Raw genomic sequence first — 25,805 nt, forward strand, 5'->3', positions numbered from 1 at the left:
GGGTCCCTCCCCCGTGCAGGGGGAGGGATTTGGCGGAGCGTCCTACTCCGCCGCGTCGAGGTGTGGGCGCTCGACGTGGCTGCGCTCGGCCTTGACCAGCTCAGCCGTGCGGAACGCCACTTCCAGCGCCTGCTCCGCGTTGAGGCGCGGGTCGCAGTAGGTGTGGTAGCGGTCCTGCAGGTCGTCGGCGGTGAGCGCCCGGGCACCGCCGGTGCACTCGGTCACGTCCTTGCCGGTCATCTCGAGATGGATGCCGCCCGCGATCGTGCCCTCGGCCCGGTGGACGCCGAAGAAGCCCTCGATCTCCTGCATCACCCGGTCGAACGGCCGGGTCTTGTAGCGGCCCGCCGAGACGGTGTTGCCGTGCATCGGGTCGCAGATCCAGACCACGGACCGCCCTTCCCGCTCGACCGCCCGGATCAGGCCCGGCAGGTGCTCACCGACCTTGTCGGCGCCGAACCGGCAGATCAGGCTGAGCCGGCCGGGCTCGTTCTCCGGGTTGAGCAGGTCGATTAGCCGGATCAGGCCGTCCGCCTGCATGGACGGGCCGCATTTCAAGCCGATCGGGTTCTTGATCCCGCGGGCGTATTCGACGTGGGCGTGGTCCGGCTGCCGGGTGCGGTCGCCGATCCACAGCATGTGCCCGGAGGTCGCGTACCAATCGCCGGTGGTCGAGTCGACGCGGGTCAGCGCCTCCTCGTAGCCGAGCAGCAGAGCCTCGTGGCTGGTGTAGAAATCGGTGGTCCGCACCTCCGGATGCGTCTCCGGGTTGATGCCGATCGCCCGCATGAAGTCGAGCGCGTCGGTCATGCGGCCGGCGACATCCTGGTAGCGCGAGGATTGCGGCGAATCCTTCACGAAGCCCAGCATCCAGCGATGCGCGTTCTCCAGGTTGGCGTAGCCGCCGGTGGCGAAGGCGCGCAGCAGGTTGAGGGTCGCGGCCGATTGCCGGTAGGCCTCGAGCTGCCGGCGCGGGTCCGGAATGCGAGCCTCCTCGGTGAAGCCGATGCCGTTGACGATGTCGCCCCGGTAGCTCGGCAGGCTCACGCCATCGAGGGTTTCGGTGGGCGAGGAGCGCGGCTTGGCGAACTGCCCGGCGATGCGCCCGACCTTCACCACGGGCGAGCCGCCCGCGAAGGTCAGCACCATCGCCATCTGCAGGAACACCCGGAAGAAATCGCGGATGTTGTCGGCCGAATGCTCGTCGAAGCTCTCGGCGCAGTCGCCGCCCTGCAGCAGGAACGCCTCGCCCGCCGCGACGCGCGCGAGCGCCGCCTTCAGCTTGCGGGCCTCACCTGCAAAAACCAGCGGCGGAAAGCTCGCGATCTGGGTCTCGACCGTCTGCAGCGCCGCAGAATCCGGATAGGCGGGGACCTGCTGGATCGGCAGGGTCCGCCAGTTCTTCGGTGTCCAACGCTCGGCCATGACCTCTCTCCGCGCACGTTCGTCGTGCGATCGCGCATGACGCGCGAAGCGCGGCTTATAGAGAGGTTCCCGGATGCTTGCGAGGGGCGGATTCCTGAGGGCTGGCAGGAGCCTGAAGCAGAGTTGGGGCCTGGCTCCCGCAAAGCTCTATTCCCGCATCCGGCTCGGCGCGGCTTCCGAACCGCGAAACCTGTTCGACCTCAAGCCTCGCCGTCCTCGACCTCGATCCCGTGCTCGGCCAAGATCCAGAAGATGGCTTCCAGATCCTCCGCGGAGACGTCCCGCGGCGGCAGGGCTTCCTCGAGGTCGTCGTAGGTCAGGCAGCGGCTGCGCTGCGTCTCCGCCTTGGCCAAGAGCCGGTCGATCGCCCGGCGGATGTCGGCGGGCAGTGCCTCATGGCTCGGGGCCCGGTAGCTGAAGGCCGGCCGCAAGGCATCGGCCAAGAGGCCGTCGATGATCGACTGACGCCGCGCGTGCGCGTCGTCCTCGCCGTTGTCCTTGCCTGCGCCCTGCTTGCCCATGACCCTGATATGGCTCGGCTGCGCACCGCGTCGAGACCCCGCGACGTGCGGAACTCAGCCGCTGCCCACCGGATGCTTGGTCACCTCCGGCACCCGCATGGTAACCAGCTCCTCGGCCGCCGTGGGGTGGACCGCGATGGTCCGGTCGAAATCGGCCTTGGTGGCACCCATGGTGACGGCGATGCCGACGGCCTGGATCACCTCGCCGGCATCGTGGCCGAAGATGTGAACGCCGACCACCCGGTCGCTGGCGCAATCGACCAGCACCTTCATGAGGATCCGCTCCTCGCGGCCCGAGAGCGTCGCCTTCATCGGCCGGAAGCGCGCCTTATACACGTCGATCGTGCCGTAGATCTCCCGGGCGGTGGCTTCGGTATGGCCAACGATCCCGATTTCGGGCGTCGAGAACACGGCGGTCGGGATCAGCCGGTGATCGACGCAGGACGGCTTGCCGCCGTAGACCGTGTCGGCAAAGGCGTGGCCCTCGCGGATCGCCACCGGGGTCAGGTTGGCCCGGTTGGTGACGTCGCCGACCGCGTAGATCGAGGGGACCCGGGTCTGCGAATAGGCATCCACCGGGATCGCCCCGGCGGCGTCGGTCTCGATCCCGGCCTGGTCCAGGCCGAGCCCGGCGACGTTCGGTCGGCGGCCCGTCGCCACCAGGACCTGGTCGACCAGGATCTCGGAGCCGTCGTCGAGGCGCGCGCACAGGCCGTCGGCGTGCCGGTCGATCTGCGCCAGCGTCCGCCCGAGCCGCAGGTCCATGCGTTGGCCGTAAGCCTCGGCCAGGGCATCGCGAACCTCGTCGTCGAAGCCGCGCAGCAGCCTGTCGCCGCGGTGGAGCAGGGTCGTGCGGCTGCCGAGCGCCGCGAAGACGCCGGCGAACTCCACCGCGATATAGCCGCCGCCGATCACCAGGATGCGCGCGGGCAGGCTCTCCAGCTCGAACACCTCGTTCGAGGTGATCGCCAGCTCGATCCCCGGCACCGCGGGCTCCTTCACCGGGTGCGCGCCGACCGCGATCAAGATCCGCTCGGCCCGCACGACCCGGTCCGACCCGAGCAGGCGGATCGTATGCGGATCCTCGATCACGGCGCGCTCGGGCACGACGTCGACGCCGGCGCGCATCAGGTTGGTGTCGTAGATCCCTTCGAGGCGGGCCACCTCGGCGTCGCGGCGCCGCTTGAGCACGCTCCAGTCGAAGCGCGGCCGCTCGACCGTCCAGCCGAAGCCGGCGGCATCCTCGAACTCGTCGGCGAAGCGGCCGGCATAGACCATCAGCTTCTTCGGCACGCAGCCGCGGATCACGCAGGTGCCGCCGACCCGGTACTCCTCGGCCAGCATGACCCTGGCGCCGTAGCCGGCCGCGATCCGGGCGGCGCGGACGCCCCCCGAGCCGCCCCCGATGACGAAGAGGTCGACGTCGTAGGCGCTCATGCAGGATCGTCCATCTCGGGGCTCGTAGCGGCACGCGAAACCGCGGCTTCACGCATCCAGGTGATGGCAGCGCCGAGCCCGGCCGTCCACCACGCCGCCCAGCCATTGTGCTCGACGAACGCGATGGACGCCGCGCAGGCGATGAGACCCAAAGCCGCGGCGCGGTCGGACTGCGCCATTCCGGCGATACGCCCGAGCATCAGCATCAACACCAGCGTGCTGAGGATCGCGCCGGGGAGCCCGAGTTCGGCCCAGACCTGCAGGAAGCTGTTATGCGGGTGGCCGACCCCGAGGAGAATGCGCATCTCGGGTGCGACCGTGCCGGCGACCGGGGTCTCGGCGAAGCGCGCGCTGGTGCCGAAGCCGGCCCCGCGCCACGGATCGGCCGCGACTGCGGCGCCGAAGCTGCGGGCGATGGCGACCCGCGCCCGGGACGAGGACTGGACCAGGCGCTCATGGGCCGCCTCCGGCATGACCTTGGCGAGCAAATCGCCCTCCACCGGGGCGAGCGCCACCGCGAGGCCGAGGCCGAGGCCCACGAGCCCGATCCCGACCCGCTTCGGCAGCAGCCGGCCCAGGGCGAACATCCCGGCACCGGCCAGCAGGCCGAGCTGGGCCGCGCCGCTGATCGAGCGCAGCACGCCGAACGCCACGAAGACCAGGGTCGCGACGGCGAGCCCGCGGCTGCGGATCCGCCACAGCACGAGGGCCACGGGGCCGGCCACGAGATCGAGGGTCAGCGCCGGCCGGTTGTGGACGAAGGCGGCGACCCGGTGCCCGAGCGCCCGCTCCAGGGCGAGATCGGAGGCGAGATCGACCGCGATGATCAGACCCGCCAGCGCGATCGCCCCTGCCGCGAGGCGTGGCGCGAAGGCCGGGATCCGGCCGGGGGCGAGGCAGGCCAGCAGGTAGGCGGCGACCAGGGTCGGCAGGAACTCGCCGAGCACGCGCAGCGACGCGATGGGGAATGGCGTCCAGGCCAAGGAGACGAGGCACCAGGCCAGGAATGCGAGCGCCGCGAGGCCGAGCGGCTGTGCGAGGGGGGTGAGGAGGCGTGGCGCGAGGGTACGGCGATCCTCGAAGACGCGTCCGACCAGGACGGCGAGCGCAGCAAAGCCGATGACGGCGGGGCTCGACCGGTTGGCGAGCACCATCGCCAGCGGCAGGACGGCGAGCAGGGTCGAACCCGCCGCGTAGAGGCGGCTGTCGAGCCTTTCAGATGCTGCCGGGCTGTTTGATCGCGCTCGCATGAGGGTCAAGGGCAACGGTTATCCAAACACCCCCCTCATCCGGAGGTGCGAGCGCAGCGAGCTTCGAAGGAGCCCTCCATCCTGCTCGCGATCCCTGGAGGGCTCCTTCGAGGCCTCCGCTTCGCTCCGGCGCTTCAGGATGAGGCCGAGGGTAGGAGCGCTCTGGCTGAGTTCAGAAGCGCGACGGTCGATCCGCCGAAAGCCCCCTCACTGCAGCTGATGACCGCGCTTGCCCATCTCGGCGCGCACCCGGACCATGACGTATTCGGACACTTCCTGCGTCCAGTCCTGCATCTCCTGCACCATCTCGTCGAGGAGCTGCGGCTGGGCCTCGACGTAGTGCTTGCCGGCCGGCGAGCGGAAGAAGGTCGCGATCTCCTTCAGTTCCGGCTCCGGGAACTTCGCCGCGTAGGTGCGGGCGGCGATGTCGATCATGCGCTGCTTCTGCAGCTCCATCTCGGGCTGGAGGGAGGTCAGAACCTCGTCGAGATCCTTGGCGAGTTCCGGACGCGTCACCGCCTGCTTGCGGATCTGGTCGGCGAAAGCCGGCAGCACCGAATCGAACGAGCGGGCGATGCCGGAGCTGAGCATCACCTCGCGCGCCAGCGCCAGGTGGCTTGCCGTGTAGGTCGGCGTCGCGGCGGCGGGCGTGTTCGGCTGCGCCGCCGGCTTGGCGGGAGCGGGCTTGTTCGCCTGGGCCGAGGCCGCGTGCGGAAGGATCGTGGCCGCGGCGAGCGCGAGGCCGAGCGCGGCTTTGAGGCGTCGGGACATGCTGAACGTTCCTGCGGGATTACGGCGCGTCAGACGCGGCCGAGAATGGTGACCTCGGCCTGCCCGTCGCGGTCCGACGCCAGGATCGCGGCGTCGGCAATGCCGAGGAACAGGCCGTGCTCGACGACGCCCGGCACCGCCCAGAGGGCGGCGCCGAGCGCGTCGGGATCGGGAATGGCGCCGAGATGGGCGTCGAGGATGTGGTGGCCGCCATCGGTGAGAAGCGGCTTGCCGGCCGGATCGAGCCGTAGCCGGACCGGGCCGGTGCAGCCCGCCCGGGCGACGGCGGCCTCGACCGCGCGGTGCGTGGCGGTGAGGCCGAACAGGTTCACCTCGATCGGCAGCGGAAAGGCGCCGAGCTTGGCGACGTGCTTGGCGGCGTCGGCGATCACCACCATGCGACGGCTGGCACAGGCGACGATCTTTTCGCGCAGCAGCGCAGCACCGCCGCCCTTGATCAGGCGCAACTGGTCGTCGACCTCATCGGCGCCGTCGATGGTCAGGTCGAGCTCGGGCAGCGCGTCCAGGGTCGCGAGGCGGATGCCAAGGCCCTCGGCCTGCAGCCGCGTCGCCTCCGAGGTCGGCACGCCGACGATGTCGAGCCCGTCGCGGACCCGCGCGCCGAGCAGGGCCACGAAGGCCGCCGCGGTCGAGCCGGTGCCGAGGCCGAGCCGCATGCCGGGCTCGATCAGCTCGAGGGCGCGCGCCGCAGCCGCCCGGCGCAGGTCCGGCCCGCTCAAGGCCGGGCCGTCCGGTAGGCGGAATGAATCGAGATGGCGGGCATGCGGGGCAGCTGGGCTTCCTCAGGGAGTCGCGCGGCCCCTAGCACGCCGCAGGGCGGACCGGAACGGCTCCGCGGGGCGCGGTGCTTCAAAAGCGGCCGCCCTGTGCCGGGGTGGCGCTGGCCCCGGCGCGGCCGGGGGCGGGCCCGGTGAGCGGCGCGTCGGAGCTCGCCTCGGCACCGGGCTTGCCCTGCTGGGTGCAGACCACCTGCTCCTTCTTCACCAGCACGAAGCAGATGCTCATCTCGCCGGTGCGGTAATTGACCCGGAACACGCCGGCCTCGCGGGTGTGGCGGCTCGCCACCAGGCCGTATTCCGACGGCGCTTGCGGGCCGGCGCCCTCCCCGGGGCCGAAGCAGACGGTCTGGCCGATGCCGCCGGCCGATTCCTGGAGCCCGTACTGGCACGAGGTCACCTCGCCGGTGACCTTGTCGACCCGGTACATCCGGTTCAGGTCGGCCTGCGGCGCGGGCACGAACTCGAACGAGGCCGCCGCGACCGGCGCGCTGGCCAGCGCGATACAGGTGGCGAGAAGGGGCAGAAAGGGTTTCATCGCGGGATCCGGGAGCTGACGCGCTTCGCCTTTCGCTGGGCTTTCGGGCGAGTGTGGGGCGCCGCGCCGCCTTGCCCGCGGCGCCGGCCCCCTTTAGCGAGGCGGTACCCCACAGGAGCCCGACGCGATGCCGCCCGAATCGACGACCCGCCCGCCGATCGCGGTGTTCGACCTCGACGGCACGCTCGCCGAGACCGCGGGTGACCTGATCGGCACGCTCAACGTGCTGATGAAGCGCGAGGGTCTGGCCGAGTTGCCCCTGTCCCAGGCCCGCGGCCTGATCGGGGCCGGCGCCAAGGCGCTGATCCGGCGCGGGTTCGAGGCGGAGGGCCGCGCGCTCGCACCGGAGGATCATGAGCGGCTGTTCGAGGCCTTCATCGCCCATTACGGGGCGCATCTCGCCGACACCTCCCACCTCTATCCCGGGGTGGTCGAGGCGTTGGACGCCTTGGAGGCCGCGGGTTTTCGGCTGGCGGTCTGCACCAACAAGTTCGAGGGCCAGTCGGTGGAGCTGCTGCGCCTGCTCGGGATCGGCCACCGCTTCGCGGCGATCTGCGGGCGCGACACGTTCCCGGCCTACAAGCCCGATCCGAGCCACCTCACCGGCACGATCGAGCGCGCCGGGGGCGATCTGGCCCGGGCCGTGATGGTCGGCGATTCCCGCACCGACATCGACACCGCCAAGGCCGCCGGCATCCCGGTGGTGGCGGTGACCTTCGGCTACACCGACGTGCCGGTCACCGAACTCGGGCCCGACCGGGTGATCGCGCATTTTTCGGAACTACCCGAGGCAGTCCGTGCCCTGGTGCCGGTGGCAGTCGCCTAAGAATTCAGCGCAGCCAGGTCCGTAGCCGAGCCACCGCCTCGCGACACTCGGCCTCGGAGCCGGCAAACGAGAACCGGACGTGGTGGTGGCCGAGATCCGGGTCGAAATCGAGCCCCGGGGTCGCGGCGACGTTGGCCTCGTCCAGCATCCGCCGGCAGAAGCCGGTGGCGTCGTTGGTGAGGTTCGCCACGTCCGCGTAGAGGTAGAACGCGCCGTCGGCCGGGTGCACGCGCCCGAGGCCGAGGCCCGGAAGCGCGTCGAGCAGGATCGCCCGGTTGCGGGCGTAGCCGTCGCGCACCGCGTCGAGTTCTTCCGATGCGTCCAGGGCCGCCAGCGCGCCGACCTGCGAGAGGTAGGGCGCCGAGATGTAGAGGTTCTGCGCCAGCCGCTCGATCGGGCGGACCAGAACCTCCGGCATCACCATCCAGCCGACGCGCCAGCCGGTCATGCAGTGGTATTTCGAGAACGAGTTGATCACCACGGCGTCGGGATCGAACCGCAGGGCGGTGACGGTCGGCACGCCGTAGCTGAGGCCGTGATAGATCTCGTCTGAGATCAGTGGCAGGCCCAGCTCCCGGGTGGCTGCGCAGAGATCGCGCAACGCGGCTTCCGTGATCACCGTGCCGGAGGGGTTGGCCGGGCTCATCACCAGGGCGCCGGCCACCGGGGCGCGGGCATGGGTCTCCCGCAGCAAGGCGGCGGTGGGGGCGAAGCGGTCCTCTTCGCGCAGCACCATCGGGGCCGGCACGAGGTCGAGGGAGGCCAGGATGCTGCGATAGGCCGGATAGCCCGGCTGCGGCACCGCCACCCGGGCGCCGGCATCGAACAGGCTCATGAAGGCGAGCACGAAGCCTGCCGAGGAGCCGGTTGTGATCACCACCCGCTCCGGGCTCACCGCGACGCCGTAGCGGTCGGCATAGTCGCGCGCGATGCGCTCGCGCAGGGCCGGCAGGCCGAGCGCTTCGGTATAGGGCACGCGACCGGTGGCGAGGGCTGCTTGCGCCGCCGCGATCACCGCCCGCGGGGCGGGCGCCGAGGGCTGGCCGACTTCCATGCGTACCACGTCGTCGCCGCGCCGGGCCTTGGCGGCGGCCGCGGCCATGACGTCCATGGCGAGGAACGGCTGGACGGCGGCGGCCCGCCGGGAGATCGAGATCATGCTGTCCTGACGGGGTGCGCGGGCGAGTCGGCGGAGCGCTCGGGGTTAGACCCTGGCGGCCGCGGCCTCAACCGGCCTCAGTGCGGCGCGAGGCCGGCGGCCATGTTGACCACCAGCGCCAGGATGCCGGTGTTGAACAGGTAGGCGCCCACCGTCTGCGCAGTCGCGATCCGCCGCATCCGCCTGCTGGTGAGGTTGGTATCCGACGTCGCAGCCGCCGCCCCGATGGTCACGGTAAAATACAAAAAATCCCAGAAATCCGGATCGGTCTCGCCATGGAAGTCCAGGCCGCCGCGCTCGGCGCCGGCCTCGTCCTCGGTGCCGTAATAGACGTGGGCGTAATGCACCGTGAAGATCATCTGCACGAACACCCAGGTGCAGAGCAGGCTCGTCCCGGCGAGTGCCAGGGCGAAGCGCTCGCCGGTTCCGGCGATGCGGCCGCCGACCACCAGCACCGCCACCGAGCCGAGGCTGGCCGCCGCCGCCAGCAGGGCGAAGACCGTGATCACCCCGGCGCTGTCATCGAGCCGGGCGGCCTCGCGCCGCATGGCGTCGCGGGTCTGCCCGGTGGCCCGCCGTACCACCAGGCCGGCATGGACGATCACGCCGGCGCACCAGCCGGCGAGCAGGCGCATTCCCGGATCGAGGCCCGGCACCAGCAGCGCGGCGACGATCGCCACCACGATCGCGCAGAGCAGGTGCGGGCGCAGCCAGAAGGCGCGGAACAGCTTGGGCATGACGGACCGGGTTACGCGTGGCGGGCGGGATCTGCGAGCCGGGGACGTGATTTGACCCGGCGCCGCGAAAACGCCTAACCCAGCCTCTACCGCTCGCGCCACGCGCGGGCCGGCTTGCCGCGCAAGCGAGGATCCATGCTCTTCAACCGCTCCCTGCCCGCGCTGGCCCTGGCGCTCGGTCTCGCCGCCGTCCCGGCCTCGGCGCAGGACGCCACGCAATCCGCCGCTCCGGCGGCCGCCCCGTTCACGGACGCGCAGCGCGCCGGCATCGAGGCGATCGTCAAGGACTACCTGATCAAGCACCCCGAAGTGCTGCAGGAAGCGCTGGCCGAGGCCGAGAAGCAGCAGGCGGAGACGCAGCGCCTCGCCCAGAGCGCGGCCCTCAAGGAGGCCCGCGAGGCCCTGGTCAACGGCCCGCACGACGTGGTCGCCGGCAACCCCACGGGCGACGTCACGCTGGTCGAGTTCTTCGACTACAATTGCGGCTATTGTCGCAAGGCGCTGGGCGACGTGCAGACCCTGATCAAGACCGACCCGAAGCTGCGGGTGGTGATCAAGGATTTCCCGGTGCTCGGCCCGGAATCGCTGGAGGCCAGCCAGGTCGCGGTTGCGGTGCGCCAGCAACTCAAGGGCGACAAGCTGTTCGAATTCCACCAGAAGCTGCTTGAGACCAAGGGCCGGGTGAACGGTGCCCGGGCGATCCAGGTCGCCAAGGACCTCGGCGCCGACACGACCAAGCTGCAGAAGGACATGGCCTCCCCCGAGGTGAAGGCCGCGCTCAGCGAGAATCGCGGACTGGGCGACCGGCTCGGCCTCTCGGGCACGCCGGCCTTCATCATCGGCGACGAGGTGATTCCCGGCGCCGTCGGCGTCGACCCGATCCGCAAGACCATCGCGGATGTCCGCCAATGCGGCCACGCCTCCTGCTGAGGCGTCAGGCCGGAGCTTCCCACCGGCGGATGGCGGAGGGCGCGGCCTTGTCGCGCCGGGCCGCCTTCGTCTAGAGCATCATCATCCCGAAAGGCGGTTGCCGCCCTTCGGAAAAACATGATGCAAAACCAAAGTTCTAGCGCATCGGTCCGGTTCCGATCTCCGGGACGATGCGCTAAGAGCCGCCAGCCATGAGGCTGTGATCGAGTGCCAGCGCGCATGCCGGACGAACCGACCGCCGCGGCGCGATACGAAGAAGGCCGGATGCCCAAGAACGATCCCATCGATTCCGAGCTCGTGCGCGAACTCGCCAACCTCGTCACCGAGACCGGCCTGTCCGAGATCGAGGTCGAGAAGGGCGACCTGCGCATCCGCGTGGTGCGGCGGCTCGAACCCGTGAACGTCCAGGTCGCGGCGCCCGCGCCGGTGGCCGCCGTGGCGCCGCCGCCAGTGGCGCCGCCGACCGGCGCCCTCGCCCCGGCCGAGCCGGCCCGGGCGCATCCCGGCGCGGTGCCGTCGCCGATGGTCGGGACCGCCTATCTGCGCCCCTCCCCGGAGGCCAAGGCGTTCATCGACATCGGCTCGAAGGTCGAGGTCGGCGACAAGCTGCTGCTGATCGAGGCGATGAAGACCTTCAACGAGATCGTGGCGCCCCGCGCCGGCACGGTGACGGCGATCTTCGTCGAGGACGGCCAGCCGGTCGAGTTCGGCGAGGCGTTGCTGGTCATCGCCTGACGCATCCTCCCGAACGGCTTGGGCCGGCTTTCGGATCGAGACGATGCGACGACGAAGCTTTTCGAGAAGTGCCGGGCGGTGCGTCCGCCCCGCGCTTCGGTCCGCGTCCCGCGCCGAGGCGGTGATCGCCTCGGCGCGGGAGGTTTTGGTCGTCTTCCGCCGGACCGGCTGCCGCTTCGGGCCTGGAAAACGCCGCGCAACAAGAGGATAGAGCATCCTGCGCGGTCCCGTCGGATCGCCTGGACGCTCTAAGGGTTCGATGTTCGACAAGATCCTGATCGCGAACCGCGGCGAGATCGCCCTGCGCATCCTGCGGGCGGCGAAGGAACTCGGGATCGCCACCGTGGCGGTCCATTCCACCGCCGACGCCGATGCCATGCATGTCCGGCTGGCCGACGAGAGCGTCTGCATCGGGCCGCCCGCCGCCCGGGACAGCTACCTCAACATCCCGTCGATCATCGCGGCCTGCGAGATCACCGGGGCGGATGCGGTGCATCCGGGCTACGGCTTCCTGTCCGAGAATGCCCGGTTCGCCGAGGTTCTGGCCCATCACCAGATCGGCTTCATCGGCCCCAAGGCGCAGCATATCCGCACCATGGGCGACAAGATCGAGGCCAAGCGCACGGCGGTGAAGCTCGGCATCCCGTGCGTGCCGGGGTCCGAGGGCGGCGTCGAGGATGCCGACGAGGCCAAGCGGGTCGCGGCCGGGATCGGCTACCCCGTCCTGGTCAAGGCGGCGGCCGGCGGCGGCGGGCGGGGCATGAAGGTCGCCCGCACCGAGGCCGAGTTGGAGCAGGCGATCGGCATGGCCCGCTCCGAGGCTAAGGCCGCGTTCGGCGACGATGCGGTCTACCTGGAGAAGTACCTGGAGAAGCCCCGGCACATCGAGGTGCAGGTTCTGGGTGACGGCCGCGGCGGCGCGGTGCATCTGGCCGAGCGCGACTGCTCGCTGCAGCGCCGCCACCAGAAGGTCTGGGAGGAAGGCGGCTCGCCGGCGCTCAACGAGTCGATGCGCGCCGAGATCGGCGGCATCTGCGCCAACGCCATGAAGGAACTGGGCTATCTCGGCGCCGGCACCGTCGAGTTCCTGTACGAGGACGGGAAGTTCTACTTCATCGAGATGAACACCCGCATCCAGGTCGAGCATCCGGTCACCGAGATGATCACCGGGATCGACCTCGTGATCGAGCAGATCCAGGTCGCCTCGGGCGGCCCGCTCTCGGTCTCGCAATCCGACATCAAGGTCGAGGGCCACGCCATCGAGTGCCGGATCAACGCCGAGCACCCGGAGACCTTCCGGCCCTCCCCCGGCCAGATCACCCATTATCACACTCCCGGCGGCCTCGGGGTCCGGGTCGATTCGGCGGCCTTCCAGGGCTACCGGATCCCGCCGCATTACGACTCGCTGATCGGCAAGCTGATCGTCCACGGGCGCACCCGCAACGAGTGCCTGATGCGCCTGCGCCGGGCGCTCGACGAGTTCGTGATCGACGGCATCGACACGACCCTGCCGCTGTTCCGCACCCTGGTCCGCAACCCGGACGTCCAGAACGGCCTCTACGACATCCACTGGCTCGAGCACTTTTTGGACGCGGGCGGCATGAAGGTCTGAGGCCGGCGGGAGACCACGAGCCAGTTCGGCCGGTTCTCCCCACCCTCGCCCTCATCCTGAGGCGACGGAGCGAAGCGGAGGCCTCGAAGGAGCCCTCCAGCCAGCCGCGCGATCCCTGGAGGCCTCCTTCGAGGCTCGCTGCGCTCGCACCTCAGGATAAGGGGGGTGTTCAGGAAAGCTGTCGTCTGATCGAGATCGTGTCTGCAATCCGACTCCGCTCCCGCGCTTGCGGCGATCACGGCCGGTTCCGGCTCTGGCGTTTGGATCGGTGCCGCGCGACACTCGCCCCATGCACGATCCGACCCGCGTGGACATCACCCCCGAGATCCTGCTGAAGGCCTACGCGGCGGGCATCTTTCCGATGGCCGAGGATGCGACCGACCCGACCCTGTACTGGGTCGAGCCGCGGGCGCGCGGCGTCCTGCCGCTCGACGGGTTCCGGGTGTCCCGCCGCCTCGCCCGGACGGTGCGGTCCGACCAGTTCGAGGTCCGGTGCGACACCGATTTCCACGGGGTGATCACCGGCTGCGCCGCTCCGCGCCGGGACAGCGAGAAGACCTGGATCAACGGGCGCATCCGCGAGCTCTACGGGGCCCTGTTCGACATCGGCCACGTCCACACGGTCGAGGTCTATGCGGGGGCGGAGCGGCGCCTGGTCGGCGGCCTCTACGGCGTCTCGCTGGGGGCGGCGTTCTTCGGCGAGAGCATGTTCCACGAGGTCCGCGACGCCTCGAAGGTCGCCCTCGTTCACCTGATGGCCCGCCTGCGCGCCGGTGGCTACCGGCTCGCCGACACGCAGTTCGTCACCGACCACCTCACGCAGTTCGGCGCCGAGGAACTGCCCCGGCACGTCTACAAGCGGCGGCTGGCTGCAGCCCTCGATCAGGTCGCGGACTGGAACGTCTGGCCCTGTGACGGCTCCGTGCCGGGTGCGCAGGCGCTGGACGCGCTGGGCGGTGTCGAGACCTAGCGGAAGATCGCGTCGAACAGGTTCTGGGGCTGCTGCGGCGGGGGCGGCGGGGCCGGCGCCGGGCCTTCGTTCGACGGGAAGAATTTGCGCGAGGGCTTCTGGCGCGGCTGCACCGGCACGCCGCGCGGCGCCTCGACATCGACCTGGCCGGCGGCGTTGAGCTGCTGGGCGGTCTTGGTCGAATCCCGGCCGGCGCGCTTCGTCCGCTCCGGCTTGGCGGCGACGGCCGGCACGTCCTCCTGCTCCTTCGCCTCGGCGATCACGTCGCTGCCGCCTTTGCAGTCGACCAGCCAGACGTCGTAGATCGGGTGCTCGATCGCGTGCAGCCCCGGGCTCGACGCGAACATCCACCCGGTAAAGATGCGGCGATACTTGTTGTCGAGCGTGACCTCGTCGACTTCGAGGAACGCCGTGGTCTTGGCGCTCTCGGTCGGCGGGCGCGTGTAGCAGACCCGGGAGGTCAGCTGCAGCGACCCGAACTGCACGGTCTCGTCCACCGCGACCTCGAAGGACACGATGCGGCCGGTGATCTTGTCGAGGCCGGAGAAGACCGCGGTCGGGTTCTTGATCTTGTCGGCCGCGGCCGGGCCGACGCAGAGGGCGAGCGCCAGGGCGCCGGTCAGAACGGGGCGTGCGAGGGCTTTGCTGCGGCTCAAGGCTCGGACCCCTAAAGCATCGTCCCGAACGCTGGCGACGGGCCTTCGGACGACGACGATGCGAAACAAGGACCTCAGGGCTCCGGCCCGGATCCGGGACGTGGCTCTAGAGGAAGGCCGGTCGCGCCGTCACGTTTGCGGCGGTCGGATCGGATGGCACCGAGGTGAACACCGGAACGGTGGCGGCAAAAGGGCGCCGGAGCCGCAAGCCTAGTCGCCCGGCGTCCAAGCCTACTCGCCCGGCGTCCAAGAAACGTAATCGCCGGTCGCCGCCGGCCGGGAGCCCCAGGACAGCTGCGAGCCCTGCGGCCGGTAGGCGTTCGGCGTGCCGGTCTGGTTCTCGACGTGGGGCTGCTGCCAGGCGCGGGGCTTGTAGTCCTCCTCGCTTGGGGCGAGATCGACGTTGTGGCACAGCCAGCCGCGCCAGCCAGGGGGCACCTTCGAGGCGTCGGCGTAGCCGTTATAGACGACCCAGCGCCGCTCCGAGCCGACCGAGCGGTCGATCAGCGCGCCTTCGGCCTTGTAATACTTGTTTCCGAAATCGTCCTCGCCGACGAAGATGCCGGTGCGCGCGGTCTGGAGCGCCAGCGAGACGGTCTGGCCGTTCCACCACGTGAAGACGCGCAGCAAAGTGTCCTTCAGCGCCATCGCCCGTCCCGGAGTCTAGCCGCGCCGCGCGGGCGCATGGTGGCGCCGTTATGGTGAGCGCGCGCGCCCGAGTCCAGCGGTTCGGCCCAACTGTCGCTGCGCGGCAACGCCGGTTTCCGCCATCTGCGGCGTATTCGCGTGCTCCGAGGAGCCGCCTCTACTTAGGGGTGTGGATCGAAAATTTTTTCGATCCGAATCCCGAATGCCTGAAGGGCACTTACCCGGGTCGTTCCAGATATCCACAGACTTTTGGTTGCCAGCACAACATCTAGCGGGGAACCGCCTTGCCGCACACCACTTGTTGACGTGAGAGCGATGGCGGCGGTAATGTCCCTGCATCGGTTGCGCCGCCCCTGTGGTGCGTTCGGCAGGTTCAATCGACCCTAATTCATGTTCGCAGAATCGCCGCGTGCCCGGTTTCCGGGCGCGAGCGAACGCGACCCCATCATCGGGCATAGACTCCGCTTCCAGCGGGGCCGGGACATTCGTGTCCCGACGGGAGAGGTGTGTTTCATGCGGTTCGAGCGTCGCTACACCACGGCCGGACAGTCGCCTTATACGGGCATCCCGTTCCGCAAGGCCCTGAGTGAGATCCGCAACCCCGACGGCTCCGTGGTGTTCCGCCTGGACGGCATCGACGTGCCGGAGAGCTGGAGCCAGGTCGCCAGCGACGTGCTGGCCCAAAAATACTTCCGCAAGGCCGGCGTGCCAGTGCGGCTGAGGAAGGTCGAGGAGAACGACGTCCCCTCCTTCCTGTGGCGCTCGGTCGCCGACGAAGCCGCCCTAGCTGAGCTGCCCGAAGAGGAGCGCATCGGCTCGGAATCCTCCGCCACGCAGGTGTTCGACCGTCTTGCCGGCTGCTGGACCTATTGGGGCTGGAAGGGCCGCTACTTCTCCGCCGAGGAAGATGCCTCGGCGTTCTTCGACGAGCTGCGCTACATGCTGGCCAAGCAGATGGTGGCGCCGAACTCGCCGCAATGGTTCAACACCGGCCTGCACTGGGCCTATGGGATCGACGGCCCGAGCCAGGGCCATTTCTACTGCGACTACCGCACCGGCGAGCTGACCCGCTCGGCCTCCAGCTACGAGCATCCGCAGCCGCATGCCTGCTTCATCCAGGGCGTGCAGGACGACCTTGTCAACGACGGCGGCATCATGGACCTGTGGGTCCGCGAGGCGCGCCTGTTCAAGTACGGGTCCGGCACCGGCTCGAACTTCTCCGCGCTCCGCGGTGAGAACGAAAAGCTGGGCGGCGGCGGCAAGTCGTCGGGCCTGATGAGCTTCCTCAAGATCGGCGACCGGGCGGCCGGGGCGATCAAGTCCGGCGGCACGACGCGTCGTGCGGCCAAGATGGTGATCGTCGATATCGACCACCCGGATATCGAGGCGTTCATCGACTGGAAGGTGAAGGAGGAGCAGAAGGTCGCCGCCCTGGTGACCGGCTCCAAGGTCGTCTCCAAGCATCTCGGCTTGGTCATGAAGGCCTGCACCCAGTGCGAGGCCGAGGGCGATGCCTGCTTCGACCCGGAGCGCAACCCGGCCCTGAAGCGCGAGATCAAGGCCGCCCGCAAGGCCTCCGTGCCGGATGCCTACATCAAGCGCGTCGTCCAGTTCGCCCGCCAGGGCTTCACCAAGATCGATTTCCCCGTCTACGACACGGACTGGGATTCCGAGGCCTACCTCACGGTCGCCGGCCAGAACTCGAACAACTCGGTCTCGCTGACCGACGACTTCCTGCGGGCGGTCGATGCCGGTGCCGAGTGGCACCTGACCCAGCGCACCACCGGCAAGGTCGCCAAGACCATCCCGGCGCGGGAGCTGTGGGAGAAGATCGGCGAGGCGGCCTGGGCCTCGGCCGATCCGGGCCTGCACTTCAACACCACCATGAACGACTGGCACACTTGCCCGTCGGGCGGCCGGATCCGGGCCTCGAACCCGTGCTCCGAATACATGTTCTTGGACGACACCGCCTGCAACCTGGCCTCGGCCAACCTGCTGACGATGTACGACCGGCAGACCAAGCGCTTCGACGTCGAGGCGTTCGAGCACCTGAACCGCCTCTGGACGGTGGTGCTCGAAATCTCGGTGATGATGGCGCAGTTCCCGTCGAAGGAGATCGCGGAGCTGTCCTACCGGTACCGGACGCTCGGCCTCGGCTACGCCAATATCGGCGGCCTGCTGATGACCATGGGCCTGCCTTATGACTCGCATGAGGGCCGTGCGCTCGCCGGCGCGCTCACCGCGATCATGACCGGCGTGGCCTATGCCACCTCGGCCGAGATGGCGGCCGAGCTCGGGCCGTTCGCGGCCTATGACGACAACGCCGACGCGATGCTGAAGGTGATCCGCAATCACCGCCGCGCCGCCCATGGCGAGGCCGAGGGCTACGAGTTCCTCAGCATCGCCCCGGTGCCGCTCGACCACGCCAACATCCCGCAGGCGGATCTCGGCGCCCATGCCCGCGCGGCCTGGGACCGGGCTCTCGAGCTCGGCGAGGCCCACGGCTACCGCAACGCCCAGGCGACGGTGATCGCGCCCACCGGCACGATCGGCTTGGTGATGGATTGCGACACCACCGGCATCGAGCCCGACTTCGCCCTGGTGAAGTTCAAGAAGCTGGCCGGCGGCGGTTACTTCAAGATCATCAACCAGGCGGCGCCGGACGCCCTGCGGGCGCTGGGCTACCGGGAGTCCGAGATCGCCGAGATCGAGGCCTACGCGGTCGGCCACGGCTCCATGGGCCAGGCCCCGGCGATCAACCCCACAACCCTGCGCGGCAAAGGCTTCACCGACGACAAGATCGCCGCGGTGGAGAAGGGCTTGAAGTCGGCCTTCGACATCAAGTTCGTGTTCAACCGCTGGACGCTCGGCGACGATTTTTTGACCCAGACCCTCAAAGTCCCGGTCGAAAAACTGTCGGACCTGACCTTCGAGCTGCTGCCGTTCCTGGGCTTCTCGAAGAAGGACATCGAGGTCGCCAACACGCATATCTGCGGGGCGATGACGCTGGAGGGCGCGCCGGGCCTCAAGCCCGAGCACTACCCGGTGTTCGATTGCGCCAACCCGTGCGGCCGCATCGGCAAGCGCTACCTGTCGGTGGAGAGCCACATCCGCATGATGGCGGCGGCCCAGCCGTTCATCTCGGGGGCGATTTCCAAGACCATCAACATGCCCAACGACGCCACCGTCGAGGATTGCAAGGCGGCCTACCGGCTGTCCTGGACCCTGGCGCTGAAGGCGAACGCCCTCTACCGCGACGGCTCGAAGCTGTCGCAGCCGCTCAACGCCGCCCTGATCGCTGATGAGGACGACGAGGCCGACGACGCCCTGGAGGCCCTGATCCAGGCGCCCGCGGCGGCCAAGGCCGCGCAAATCGCGGAAAAGATCGTCGAGCGGGTGATCGAGCGGGTCGAGCACATCCGGTCGCGGGAGAAGCTCCCGTCCCGGCGCAAGGGCTACACCCAGAAGGCCGTGGTGGGCGGCCACAAGGTCTACCTGCGCACCGGCGAGTACGACGACGGCCGCCTCGGCGAAATCTTCATCGACATGCACAAGGAGGGCGCGACCTTCCGGAGCCTGATGAACAACTTCGCCATCGCGATCTCGCTCGGCCTCCAGTACGGAGTGCCGCTGGAGGAGTATGTCGAGGCGTTCACCTTCACCCGGTTCGAGCCGGCCGGCTTCGTGCAGGGCAACGACGCGATCAAGAACGCGACCTCGCTCCTCGACTACGTGTTCCGGGAGCTGGCGGTCTCGTATCTCGGCCGCGCCGACCTCGCCCATGTCAGCCCCGCCGAGATCGGCGGCACGGTGCTCGGCGGCGGTGAGGCGGGCGACACCACCCGCGAGGGGTCCAAGCCCGCCCCGGCCTCCTCGGTCGTTTCGCGCGGCCTGCTGCGCGGCTCGGCCGACCGGCTCACCCTGATCCAGGGCGGCCCGGCCGGCGGCACGGTCGGGGTCGGCGCCCCGAGCACCGGCCAGTCGGTCCCGGCCGGCGGCACGGTCCACGCGATCCACGGCACCTCGGCGTTGAAGGCTGAGCCGGCAATCGCCGGGCAGTCCGAGACGATCGCCGACACCCTCCCCTTCGCCAGGGCGGAGCGCACCGTCGCGGACCGCCGCGCCGAGGCGAAGATGAAGGGCTATGTCGGCGAGGCCTGCCCGGAATGCGCGAACTTCACGCTGGTCCGCAACGGTACCTGCCTGAAGTGCGACACCTGCGGGTCGACCACCGGCTGCTCGTAACCGCGCCGAGCCGCGACTCTGATGTGAAACGCCGCCCCCGATCGGGGGCGGCGTTTTCTTGTGTCGGGCCAAGCCGTCCAAGCCGCTAGATCGCAGGCTCTTCCGGGTGGCTCATACCCAAACCTAAGCTTGCAATCTGTCATCCCGGGGCTGCGCAGCGCAGCCAGGAATCCAGCCCCCCGCAGTTCAAGCACTTGCATCTCAAGCGATTCTGGATTGCCACCTCCGGCGCCCCGGCAAGATGAGCGGCCTTCGGCGCAACGGGCAGAAACCCATCTCGCGTGCCCTCAATGCGCGCTGCCGGTCTCGACGAATTTGAACACAAACACCGCCGCAATCACCCAGACCACCGGCTTCACCTCGCGCGCCCGGCCGGTCAGCAGCTTGAGGGCCGCGTAGGTGATGAAGCCGAAGGCGACACCGGTGGCGATCGAGTAGGTGAACGGCATCAGCAGCGCGGTCACGCAGGCTGGGATCACCTCGGTGGGGTCGTCCCAGGCGAGGTCGACGAGGTCCCGCAGCATCAGGCAGGCGACGTAGAACAGCGCCGGTGCGGTGGCGTAGGGCGGGACCGCGCCGGCCAGCGGCGCGAAGAACAGGCAGGCGAGGAACAGGACGGCAACGGTGGCAGCGGTGAGCCCGGTGCGGCCGCCCTCCGCCACCCCGGAGGCGCTCTCCAGATAGGCGGTGGTGCTCGACGTGCCGAGCAGCGAGCCCACGAAGATCGCGGCGGAATCGGCCATCAGGGCCCGGTCGAGGCGCTGCATCCGTCCGTCGATGAGCAGGCCGGCGCGGCTCGCCACGCCCATCAGCGTGCCGGTGGCGTCGAACAGCTCGACCAAAAAGAGCACCAGGACGACGTGGAGCAGGCCGCCCGACAGGGCGCCGGAGAGGTCGAGGGCGAACAGCGTCGGGGCGATCGAGGGCGGCAGCGAGACCACGCCCTGGAAGGTGTTGCCGGCCCAGATGAAGCTCAGGACCGTCACGGTGAGGATGCTGGTGAGCAGCGCCGCCTTCACCTTCCGGGCGGAGAGCGCGGCGACCATCAGGAAGCCGATCACCGCCAGCACCGTGCTCGGCTTGTGCAGGTCGCCGAGCGTCACGAAGGTCGCAGGGCTCGCGGCGATGATGCCGGCATTCTTGAGCGCGATCACGGCCAGGAACAGCCCGATCCCGACCGTGAGGGCGATCCGCATCGAGCGCGGGATGCCGTCGACGATGATCGCGCGCAGGCCCGTGAGCGTGACCACCAGGAAGCACAGCCCGGAGATGAACACCGCCCCGAGCGCGGCTTGCCAGGTGAAACCCATGCCGAGCACGACGACGTAGGCGAAATAGGCGTTGAGCCCCATCCCGGGGGCCAGGGCGATCGGGTAATTGGCGTAGAGCGCCATCACCAGTGAGCCCAGCGCCGCCACCAGGCAGGTCGCCACGAACACGGCGCCCCTGGGCATGCCGGCATCGGCCAGGATGTTGGGGTTGATGAAGACGATGTAGGCCATCGTCAGGAAGGTGGTCAGGCCGGCGAGCAGCTCCGTGCGCACGGTGGTGCCGTGCTCGGCGAGCCGGAACCGGCGCTCCAGGAAGCCCGCCCGGCCGGAATACTGGATCGCGGCCTCACGTTTGACGTCCATCACCCCTCCCCGCTCACACCGGCCATCACGGCGCGAAAGATCCTGTCGGGCGCGAACGGCGTGGCGGTGAGCCGGGCTCCGGTGGCGTCACGAATCGCGTTGCCCAGCGCCGCTGCCACCGGATTGTAGGGCGATTCGCTCATCGATTTCGCGCCGAGTGGCCCGACGCTGTCATGGGTCTTCGCGAACAGCACCTCGGTCTCCGGCACGTCGGCGCAGGCCGGGATGTGGTAGTCGCGCAGCGCCTGGGTGACGACCCGGCCGTCGGGATCGATCGAAAGGTCCTCGTAGAGTGCGGCTCCGATCGCCTGCGCGACCCCGCCCTCGACCTGGCCGCGGCACTGCATCGGGTTGATCACCGTGCCGGCGTCCGCAGCGTGGATGCTGCGGAGGATGCGGACCTCGCCGCTCACCGGATGGACCGCCACCCGGAACGCCTGGACGTTGAACGCCACCGAGCGGGGGCTGCCGTCAGCCCGGCCCCGGGCCGCGAGCGGGCCGAGTTTTTCGAGGTCCAACGGACCGCGCGGCGTCGTCATCACACCGTCCGCAAGCCGGCAGGCGGCCAACCCTACGCCGGATAGCTCCGCGGCGCGCTCCCGGATCAGCGCCGCCAGCGCCTCGGCCGCGCGGAGCACCGCGAGGCCGGCGACGACGGTGCCGGTGCTGCCATAGGCGCCGGTGTCGTGGCCGACCGCATCCGTGTCGGCGCCGGCGACGCGGACGCGGTCCGGCGCGAGGCCGAGCGCCGAGGCGGCGATCTGGCGATGGACCGTGGTGGTGCCGTTGCCGAACTCGGCTGTCCCGATCCGCACGGTGACGCGGCCGTCCTGATCCAGGCTGACCTGCGCGTCGGCGTGGTGGCCGCGGGGCGGGATCGTGTCGATCATGGCCATCGCCATGCCGGTGCCCGCACGCCAGCCGGTTTCCGGCTCCGGTCCCGGATCGGCCCGCAGGGCTTGCTGGACCCGGTCCAGGCACTGGTCGAGGCCGTAGCTGCCAAAGACGACATCGTGCGGCTCCAGGCTGTTCGACACCATCGGGTCGCCCGGCCGCACGGCGTTGATCCGGCGCAGGTCGAAGGGGTCGATGCCGAGGGACCGCGCGACCTCGTCGAGGGCCGATTCCAAGGCAAAGATCGTCTGGCTCAGGCCGTAGCCTCGGAAGGCGCCGGCCGGCACCGTGTTGGTGTAGACGGCGTAGCCATCGACCCGTTTGTTCGGGCAGGCATAGGCGGCCAGCACCTCGTTGCAGCCGTGATGGATCACGCCGCCGGCGTGGTTGCCGTAGGCACCCGTGTCCGAAAGCACGGCGAGGCTGATCGCGGTGAGCCGCCCGTCCCGGCGGGCGCCGACCTTCACGGCAACCCTCATGGGGTGACGGGTGGTGGTGGCGGTGAATTGCTCCTGGCGGGTCAGCTCCCACATCACCGGGCGGCCGGTGCGCAGGACCGCGAGTGCGACGAGATCCTCGGTGAGCATCTCCTGCTTGCCGCCGAACCCGCCGCCGACGCGGTTGCAGACCACGCGCACGGCGTCGCGATCGAGGCCGAACAGGTCGCACAGGGCGTCCCGGGTCAGGAACGGCACTTGGCTGCTGGTCCGGAGCGTGAGGCGCCCGTCGGGATCGCGCCAGCCAACGCAGCCATGGGTCTCCAGGGCGACGTGCTGGACCCGCTGTGACCGGAAGGTGTTTTCGTAGACCCAATCGGCCTCGGCGAAACCCGCCTCGACATCGCCGACTTCGCCGTGGACTTCCGCGGCCAGGTTCGGGTGGCGCGTCAGCGGCGGCGCATCTTCGCTCGGCCGGTCGACCGGATCGTGGACCTTCGGGGCGTCGGCCACGAGGGCCTGATCCGGGTCGAGGAGCGCCGGTCGGACCGCGTAGGTGACGCGCAGCGCCCGGCAGCCGGCCTCCGCGGCCGCGACGGACTCGGCCACCACCGCGGCGACCCGCTGGCCGACGAAGCGCAGGATCGGATCGAGCACCCGCGTGTCGGCCGCGTCGTCGCGCGGATCCTGGTGGCGGCCGGTGGAGAACAGCCTTTGCGGTGAATCCGCATGGGTTAGGACCGCGACGACGCCGGGAACGGCATAGGCGTCCGCGGTGTCGATCGCCGCGATGCGGGCATGGGCGTGGGGCGAGCGCAGGACCTTGAGATGGAGCGCGTCGGCCGGCGGCGCGTCGAGGGTGAAGCGGGCGCGCCCGGTCACCACCTGAGGGGCGGCCGGGGCGGGCAGGTTCCGGCCGATCGGATCGCCGTGCTCGACGGTGTCGCGATGGGCGATCCCCGCGATGGCATCCCGGATGGCGCGGTAGCCGGTGCAGCGGCAGAGATTGCCCTTCAGGGCGGTGCCGAGATCCCGCTGCTGGGCCTGATTCAGCGCGGCGGCGGTCATGATCATGCCCGGCGTACAGAAGCCGCACTGGAAGCCCTGGGCCGCCAGGAAGGCCGTCTGTACCGGATGCATCGCGTCGGGCGCCGGATCCCCCGGCCGGCAACCGCCGCCGAGCCCCTCGATGGTGGTGACGCTGCGCCCCTCGGCCCGGAAGGCCGGGAGCAGGCAGCTATGGACGGGCTCGCCGTCGAGATGGATCGTGCAGGCGCCGCAATCGCCCGCGTCGCAGCCCTTCTTCACGCCGAACCAGCCGGCCTCGCGCAGATAGGTGCGCAGGCACTGGCCGGGGCGCGGCGCGCCGGCATGGGCGTGGCCGTTGATCGTGAGCCTCATACTGAGGCCTCATCGGCCAGCGCGTCGCGGATCTCTTCGGCCAGGTGCCGGGTCATGTGCCGACGCCAATCCGGCCGTCCGTGCACGTCGTCGTAATAGAGATCGTCCGGGATCGCCTGGCTGAGCGCCCGCGCGAGGGCGTCGCGATCCGGCAGGTCGGTGAAAGCGAGGCGCAGGGGCCGGCGGATCGAGGCCGTGACGGTGAGCGCGAAGCCGCCGCTCGGATCGCGCATGCCGATCAGGAGCGCGCCGGAGCGGCCATTCGGGCTCAGGCTGATGCGCCGGAAGGCGGTACGACGAGTCAGGGCGGCAGCCGGAAGGATCAAGCCGCGCAGGATCTCCCCCGGGCGGAGCGCAGTCTGCTGCGGCCCCAGGACGAAATCCGTCACCGGCAAGTGGCGCTCGCTCCCGTCCGGTGCCCAGATCGTGCAGGTCCCCTCCAGGGCGGTGGCCAGGGCGATCATCGGTCCGGCAGGCAGAGCCATGCACAGGTTGCCGCCCACGGTGGCGACGTTCCAGATCTTGAACGACCCGAGCAGGGCCCGGCAGCATTGCCCGACCAGCGGGGCAGCGATCCAGTCCGGCGGCAGTTCCAGCCGGTCGAGCTGGGCGATGGTGCAGGTCGCTGCCAGCGTCACCCCCCGCGCCGTGATCGCGTGAGGCGTCCAGCCGAGCGCGGTCAGGTCGACGAGGCGGCACGTGCCTGGCTGCGGTTCCGAGAACAGCCAGGTCCCGCCGGCCAGGCAGGCGTCGCCGTCCTGCCACGGCGGCAAGTCGGACCGGGCTTCGGGCCGGATGACGGTCTCGATCGTGTTGAGGTCCACGGCCCCTCCATGGCCTCCCTTCGACAGGATACCCCCCGGCCTAGCAATATGCCTGCCGGTGGTTTGCCGCAGAGTGGAGCGGCCGTCGTTCCGGCCGTAAGCTCCGTTTCCGCACGGCCCCGCCTCGGGCTTCCTCCCGGAGATCATCATGGCTCTGACGGCATCGCGATACGGCAAGGACCGGGTCCGGGTGATGCGGCTGACCCGCTCGGGCGACGACCACGTGCCGCGGGAGCTGACGCTCTCCGTGCTCCTGACCGGGCGCTTCGACGCCGCCTGGACCGCGGGCGACAACCGGGCCTGCATCGCCACCGACAGCATCAAGAACATCGTCAACGTCACGGCGGCCAAGAACCTGTCCCTCGACGCGGAGGGCTTCGCGGCGGCGGTGGCGCGCCTGCTGCTCGAGACCTATCCGCAGGTGGAGACCGTCACCCTCGAGGCCGAGGAGACGCGCTGGCTGCGCCATGCCGTCGACGGCGTACCGCACGGCCATACCTTCACGCGGGACGGCAACGGGGCCGGCTATGTGGGGCTGGAGGCCGGCCGGGCCGGATCGATCCTGAAGTCGGGGATTCGCGGCTACACCTTCATGAAGACGACGCAATCGGGCTGGGCCGGCTTCGTCGCGGACGGCTACCGCACGCTTCCGGACGCCACCGACCGCATCGCCGCCACCAGCATGGACGCGACCTGGACTTGGTCGGCCGTCCCGGCCGACTGCGAGGCTGCCAATGCGCGGATTCTCGCGACCCTGCTCACGGTGTTCGGCACGACCTACAGCCGGGGCGTCCAGGACAGCATGTACCGGATGGGGGAAGCCGCGCTTGCGGCGGTTCCGGACGTGGCCGAAATCGCCTTCGTGATGCCGAACAAGCACTACGTGCCGATCGACCTGACGCCGTTCGGGCTCGCGAGTCCCGGGACGGTGTTCCTGCCGACCGACGAGCCGCATGGCCGGATCGAGGCGACGATCGGCCGGACCGGTTGAGCGCTATTTCGGGGGCGCGCCGGTGTGGTCGTGTTCTGCCGACCAAGACGGATTGCCCCTCGTGTTCGGGAGTGTAACGCGACGCGGCCGGGTCGCATGGTGTCGAGCGTCGCCTCTACGCACGTGTCTCAAGATCGTGAGTCCATGGACCGAATTCACGGCAGCGATAGGCTGCGCTCGCTGTAATTTGACGCAATATATACCACGTTTGAAGATGTAATCACCATATAATTCAAGCTATTTAATCAGAAACGATTGTACTACTTTCGTAATTACCAATTAAGTGCAGTATGTATTCCAAAAATCGCACATTCTATGTCGTTTTGATAGACGGATCATGAGGAAATCAACGTCTATGCCCTTTGCG

21 protein-coding genes are annotated in these 25,805 nt (G+C 69.6%); 7 read left to right on the forward strand and 14 right to left on the reverse strand.

From position 1 onward, the window contains the following. Positions 1 to 42: 42 nt before the first annotated feature. The 7 genes from MKL09_RS24410 to MKL09_RS24440 form a co-directional block, all read right to left on the reverse strand. Positions 43 to 1,425 carry a class II 3-deoxy-7-phosphoheptulonate synthase gene (locus MKL09_RS24410; protein ID WP_244024554.1) on the reverse strand — a complete coding sequence of 461 codons (1,383 nt, stop codon included), beginning with the start codon at positions 1,423 to 1,425 and terminating at the stop codon, positions 43 to 45. A gap of 200 nt (positions 1,426 to 1,625) precedes the next feature. After that, complete coding sequence (locus tag MKL09_RS24415) at positions 1,626 to 1,946, reverse strand: RNA polymerase sigma factor region1.1 domain-containing protein (protein ID WP_244024556.1); 321 nt, start codon at positions 1,944 to 1,946, stop codon at positions 1,626 to 1,628. 54 nt (positions 1,947 to 2,000) lie between these two features. Further along, entirely contained in the window at positions 2,001 to 3,383 is a 1,383-nt protein-coding gene (gene gor / locus MKL09_RS24420; RefSeq protein WP_244024558.1) for a glutathione-disulfide reductase, read from the reverse strand. Beyond that, entirely contained in the window at positions 3,380 to 4,633 is a 1,254-nt protein-coding gene (locus tag MKL09_RS24425) for an O-antigen ligase family protein (RefSeq protein WP_244024671.1), read from the reverse strand. Before MKL09_RS24425 ends, gor begins: the two co-directional genes overlap by 4 nt. Before the next feature lie 207 nt (positions 4,634 to 4,840). After that, positions 4,841 to 5,404, reverse strand: a complete 564-nt coding sequence (locus tag MKL09_RS24430; RefSeq protein WP_244024560.1) for a DUF2059 domain-containing protein — start codon at positions 5,402 to 5,404, stop codon at positions 4,841 to 4,843. A 29-nt stretch (positions 5,405 to 5,433) separates the two neighbouring features. Beyond that, on the reverse strand, positions 5,434 to 6,144 hold the full coding sequence (gene rpiA, locus MKL09_RS24435; protein WP_244024561.1) for a ribose-5-phosphate isomerase RpiA: 711 nt from the start codon (positions 6,142 to 6,144) through the stop codon (positions 5,434 to 5,436). Positions 6,145 to 6,274: 130 nt separating this feature from the next. Next, on the reverse strand, positions 6,275 to 6,739 hold the full coding sequence (locus tag MKL09_RS24440; RefSeq protein WP_244024563.1) for a hypothetical protein: 465 nt from the start codon (positions 6,737 to 6,739) through the stop codon (positions 6,275 to 6,277). A gap of 127 nt (positions 6,740 to 6,866) precedes the next feature. Here MKL09_RS24440 and gph point away from each other — a divergent pair, with 127 nt between their 5' ends. Then, positions 6,867 to 7,565, forward strand: coding sequence for a phosphoglycolate phosphatase (gene gph, locus MKL09_RS24445; RefSeq protein ID WP_244024565.1), 699 nt, complete (start codon positions 6,867 to 6,869; stop codon positions 7,563 to 7,565). 4 nt (positions 7,566 to 7,569) lie between these two features. Here gph and MKL09_RS24450 read toward each other — a convergent pair whose 3' ends face one another. After that, positions 7,570 to 8,724, reverse strand: coding sequence for a pyridoxal phosphate-dependent aminotransferase (locus tag MKL09_RS24450; protein WP_244024567.1), 1,155 nt, complete (start codon positions 8,722 to 8,724; stop codon positions 7,570 to 7,572). 77 nt (positions 8,725 to 8,801) lie between these two features. Next, entirely contained in the window at positions 8,802 to 9,461 is a 660-nt protein-coding gene (locus MKL09_RS24455; protein WP_244024569.1) for a DUF1345 domain-containing protein, read from the reverse strand. Between the two features lie 135 nt (positions 9,462 to 9,596). Here MKL09_RS24455 and MKL09_RS24460 point away from each other — a divergent pair, with 135 nt between their 5' ends. The 4 genes from MKL09_RS24460 to aat all read left to right on the forward strand — a co-directional run bounded on the left by MKL09_RS24460 (position 9,597) and on the right by aat (position 13,708). Beyond that, positions 9,597 to 10,391, forward strand: a complete 795-nt coding sequence (locus MKL09_RS24460) for a DsbA family protein (RefSeq protein ID WP_244024571.1) — start codon at positions 9,597 to 9,599, stop codon at positions 10,389 to 10,391. 264 nt (positions 10,392 to 10,655) lie between these two features. Beyond that, on the forward strand, positions 10,656 to 11,126 hold the full coding sequence (gene accB / locus MKL09_RS24465; RefSeq protein ID WP_244024673.1) for an acetyl-CoA carboxylase biotin carboxyl carrier protein: 471 nt from the start codon (positions 10,656 to 10,658) through the stop codon (positions 11,124 to 11,126). Positions 11,127 to 11,385: 259 nt separating this feature from the next. Beyond that, positions 11,386 to 12,738 (forward strand): acetyl-CoA carboxylase biotin carboxylase subunit, encoded by a 1,353-nt coding sequence (gene accC, locus MKL09_RS24470; protein WP_244024572.1) that lies wholly within the window; start codon positions 11,386 to 11,388, stop codon positions 12,736 to 12,738. A gap of 289 nt (positions 12,739 to 13,027) precedes the next feature. Beyond that, a complete protein-coding gene (gene aat / locus MKL09_RS24475) occupies positions 13,028 to 13,708 on the forward strand; it encodes a leucyl/phenylalanyl-tRNA--protein transferase (RefSeq protein WP_244024574.1) in 681 nt (226 codons plus the stop codon). Here the strand turns inward: aat and MKL09_RS24480 are convergent. Both MKL09_RS24480 and MKL09_RS24485 read right to left on the reverse strand, forming a co-directional pair. Beyond that, on the reverse strand, positions 13,705 to 14,364 hold the full coding sequence (locus MKL09_RS24480; RefSeq protein WP_409566985.1) for a DUF2155 domain-containing protein: 660 nt from the start codon (positions 14,362 to 14,364) through the stop codon (positions 13,705 to 13,707). The genes aat and MKL09_RS24480 overlap by 4 nt on opposite strands. Positions 14,365 to 14,595: 231 nt before the next feature. Beyond that, positions 14,596 to 15,012, reverse strand: a complete 417-nt coding sequence (locus MKL09_RS24485) for an NADH:ubiquinone oxidoreductase subunit NDUFA12 (RefSeq protein WP_244024576.1) — start codon at positions 15,010 to 15,012, stop codon at positions 14,596 to 14,598. 513 nt (positions 15,013 to 15,525) lie between these two features. Between MKL09_RS24485 and MKL09_RS24490 the strand changes: the two genes are divergently transcribed. Continuing rightward, positions 15,526 to 19,257, forward strand: a complete 3,732-nt coding sequence (locus MKL09_RS24490) for a vitamin B12-dependent ribonucleotide reductase (protein ID WP_244024578.1) — start codon at positions 15,526 to 15,528, stop codon at positions 19,255 to 19,257. 287 nt (positions 19,258 to 19,544) lie between these two features. Here MKL09_RS24490 and MKL09_RS24495 read toward each other — a convergent pair whose 3' ends face one another. From MKL09_RS24495 to MKL09_RS24505, 3 genes are read right to left on the reverse strand one after another with little or no spacing between them, the layout of a single operon-like run. After that, the gene (locus MKL09_RS24495; protein WP_244024580.1) at positions 19,545 to 20,891 is read right to left on the reverse strand and encodes an NCS2 family permease; all 1,347 of its coding nucleotides are present in this window, start codon (positions 20,889 to 20,891) and stop codon (positions 19,545 to 19,547) included. Then, a complete protein-coding gene (locus tag MKL09_RS24500; protein WP_244024582.1) occupies positions 20,891 to 23,623 on the reverse strand; it encodes a molybdopterin-dependent oxidoreductase in 2,733 nt (910 codons plus the stop codon). Before MKL09_RS24500 ends, MKL09_RS24495 begins: the two co-directional genes overlap by 1 nt. Next, a complete protein-coding gene (locus MKL09_RS24505) occupies positions 23,620 to 24,447 on the reverse strand; it encodes an FAD binding domain-containing protein (RefSeq protein WP_244024584.1) in 828 nt (275 codons plus the stop codon). Before MKL09_RS24505 ends, MKL09_RS24500 begins: the two co-directional genes overlap by 4 nt. 148 nt (positions 24,448 to 24,595) lie before the next feature. Here MKL09_RS24505 and pucL point away from each other — a divergent pair, with 148 nt between their 5' ends. Beyond that, entirely contained in the window at positions 24,596 to 25,438 is an 843-nt protein-coding gene (pucL, locus tag MKL09_RS24510; RefSeq protein ID WP_244024586.1) for a factor-independent urate hydroxylase, read from the forward strand. Positions 25,439 to 25,805: the final 367 nt, after the last annotated feature.

Source organism: Methylobacterium sp. J-048 (genome assembly GCF_022829515.1).
In the GTDB taxonomy this organism is placed as follows: Bacteria; Pseudomonadota; Alphaproteobacteria; order Rhizobiales; family Beijerinckiaceae; genus Methylobacterium.

Bases quoted from the DNA above. Each gene is read 5' to 3' on its own strand.
- MKL09_RS24450 (WP_244024567.1), bottom strand. From the start codon at position 8,724: ATGATCTCGATCTCCCGGCGGGCCGCCGCCGTCCAGCCGTTCCTCGCC.
- MKL09_RS24430 (WP_244024560.1), bottom strand. From the start codon at position 5,404: ATGTCCCGACGCCTCAAAGCCGCGCTCGGCCTCGCGCTCGCCGCGGCC.
- MKL09_RS24490 (WP_244024578.1), top strand. From the start codon at position 15,526: ATGCGGTTCGAGCGTCGCTACACCACGGCCGGACAGTCGCCTTATACG.
- MKL09_RS24425 (WP_244024671.1), bottom strand. From the start codon at position 4,633: ATGCGAGCGCGATCAAACAGCCCGGCAGCATCTGAAAGGCTCGACAGC.
- MKL09_RS24500 (WP_244024582.1), bottom strand. From the start codon at position 23,623: ATGAGGCTCACGATCAACGGCCACGCCCATGCCGGCGCGCCGCGCCCC.
- MKL09_RS24440 (WP_244024563.1), bottom strand. From the start codon at position 6,739: ATGAAACCCTTTCTGCCCCTTCTCGCCACCTGTATCGCGCTGGCCAGC.
- MKL09_RS24460 (WP_244024571.1), top strand. From the start codon at position 9,597: ATGCTCTTCAACCGCTCCCTGCCCGCGCTGGCCCTGGCGCTCGGTCTC.
- accB (WP_244024673.1), top strand. From the start codon at position 10,656: ATGCCCAAGAACGATCCCATCGATTCCGAGCTCGTGCGCGAACTCGCC.
- gor (WP_244024558.1), bottom strand. From the start codon at position 3,383: ATGAGCGCCTACGACGTCGACCTCTTCGTCATCGGGGGCGGCTCGGGG.
- accC (WP_244024572.1), top strand. From the start codon at position 11,386: ATGTTCGACAAGATCCTGATCGCGAACCGCGGCGAGATCGCCCTGCGC.
- MKL09_RS24485 (WP_244024576.1), bottom strand. From the start codon at position 15,012: ATGGCGCTGAAGGACACTTTGCTGCGCGTCTTCACGTGGTGGAACGGC.
- MKL09_RS24415 (WP_244024556.1), bottom strand. From the start codon at position 1,946: ATGGGCAAGCAGGGCGCAGGCAAGGACAACGGCGAGGACGACGCGCAC.
- MKL09_RS24410 (WP_244024554.1), bottom strand. From the start codon at position 1,425: ATGGCCGAGCGTTGGACACCGAAGAACTGGCGGACCCTGCCGATCCAG.
- gph (WP_244024565.1), top strand. From the start codon at position 6,867: ATGCCGCCCGAATCGACGACCCGCCCGCCGATCGCGGTGTTCGACCTC.
- pucL (WP_244024586.1), top strand. From the start codon at position 24,596: ATGGCTCTGACGGCATCGCGATACGGCAAGGACCGGGTCCGGGTGATG.
- MKL09_RS24495 (WP_244024580.1), bottom strand. From the start codon at position 20,891: ATGGACGTCAAACGTGAGGCCGCGATCCAGTATTCCGGCCGGGCGGGC.
- MKL09_RS24455 (WP_244024569.1), bottom strand. From the start codon at position 9,461: ATGCCCAAGCTGTTCCGCGCCTTCTGGCTGCGCCCGCACCTGCTCTGC.
- aat (WP_244024574.1), top strand. From the start codon at position 13,028: ATGCACGATCCGACCCGCGTGGACATCACCCCCGAGATCCTGCTGAAG.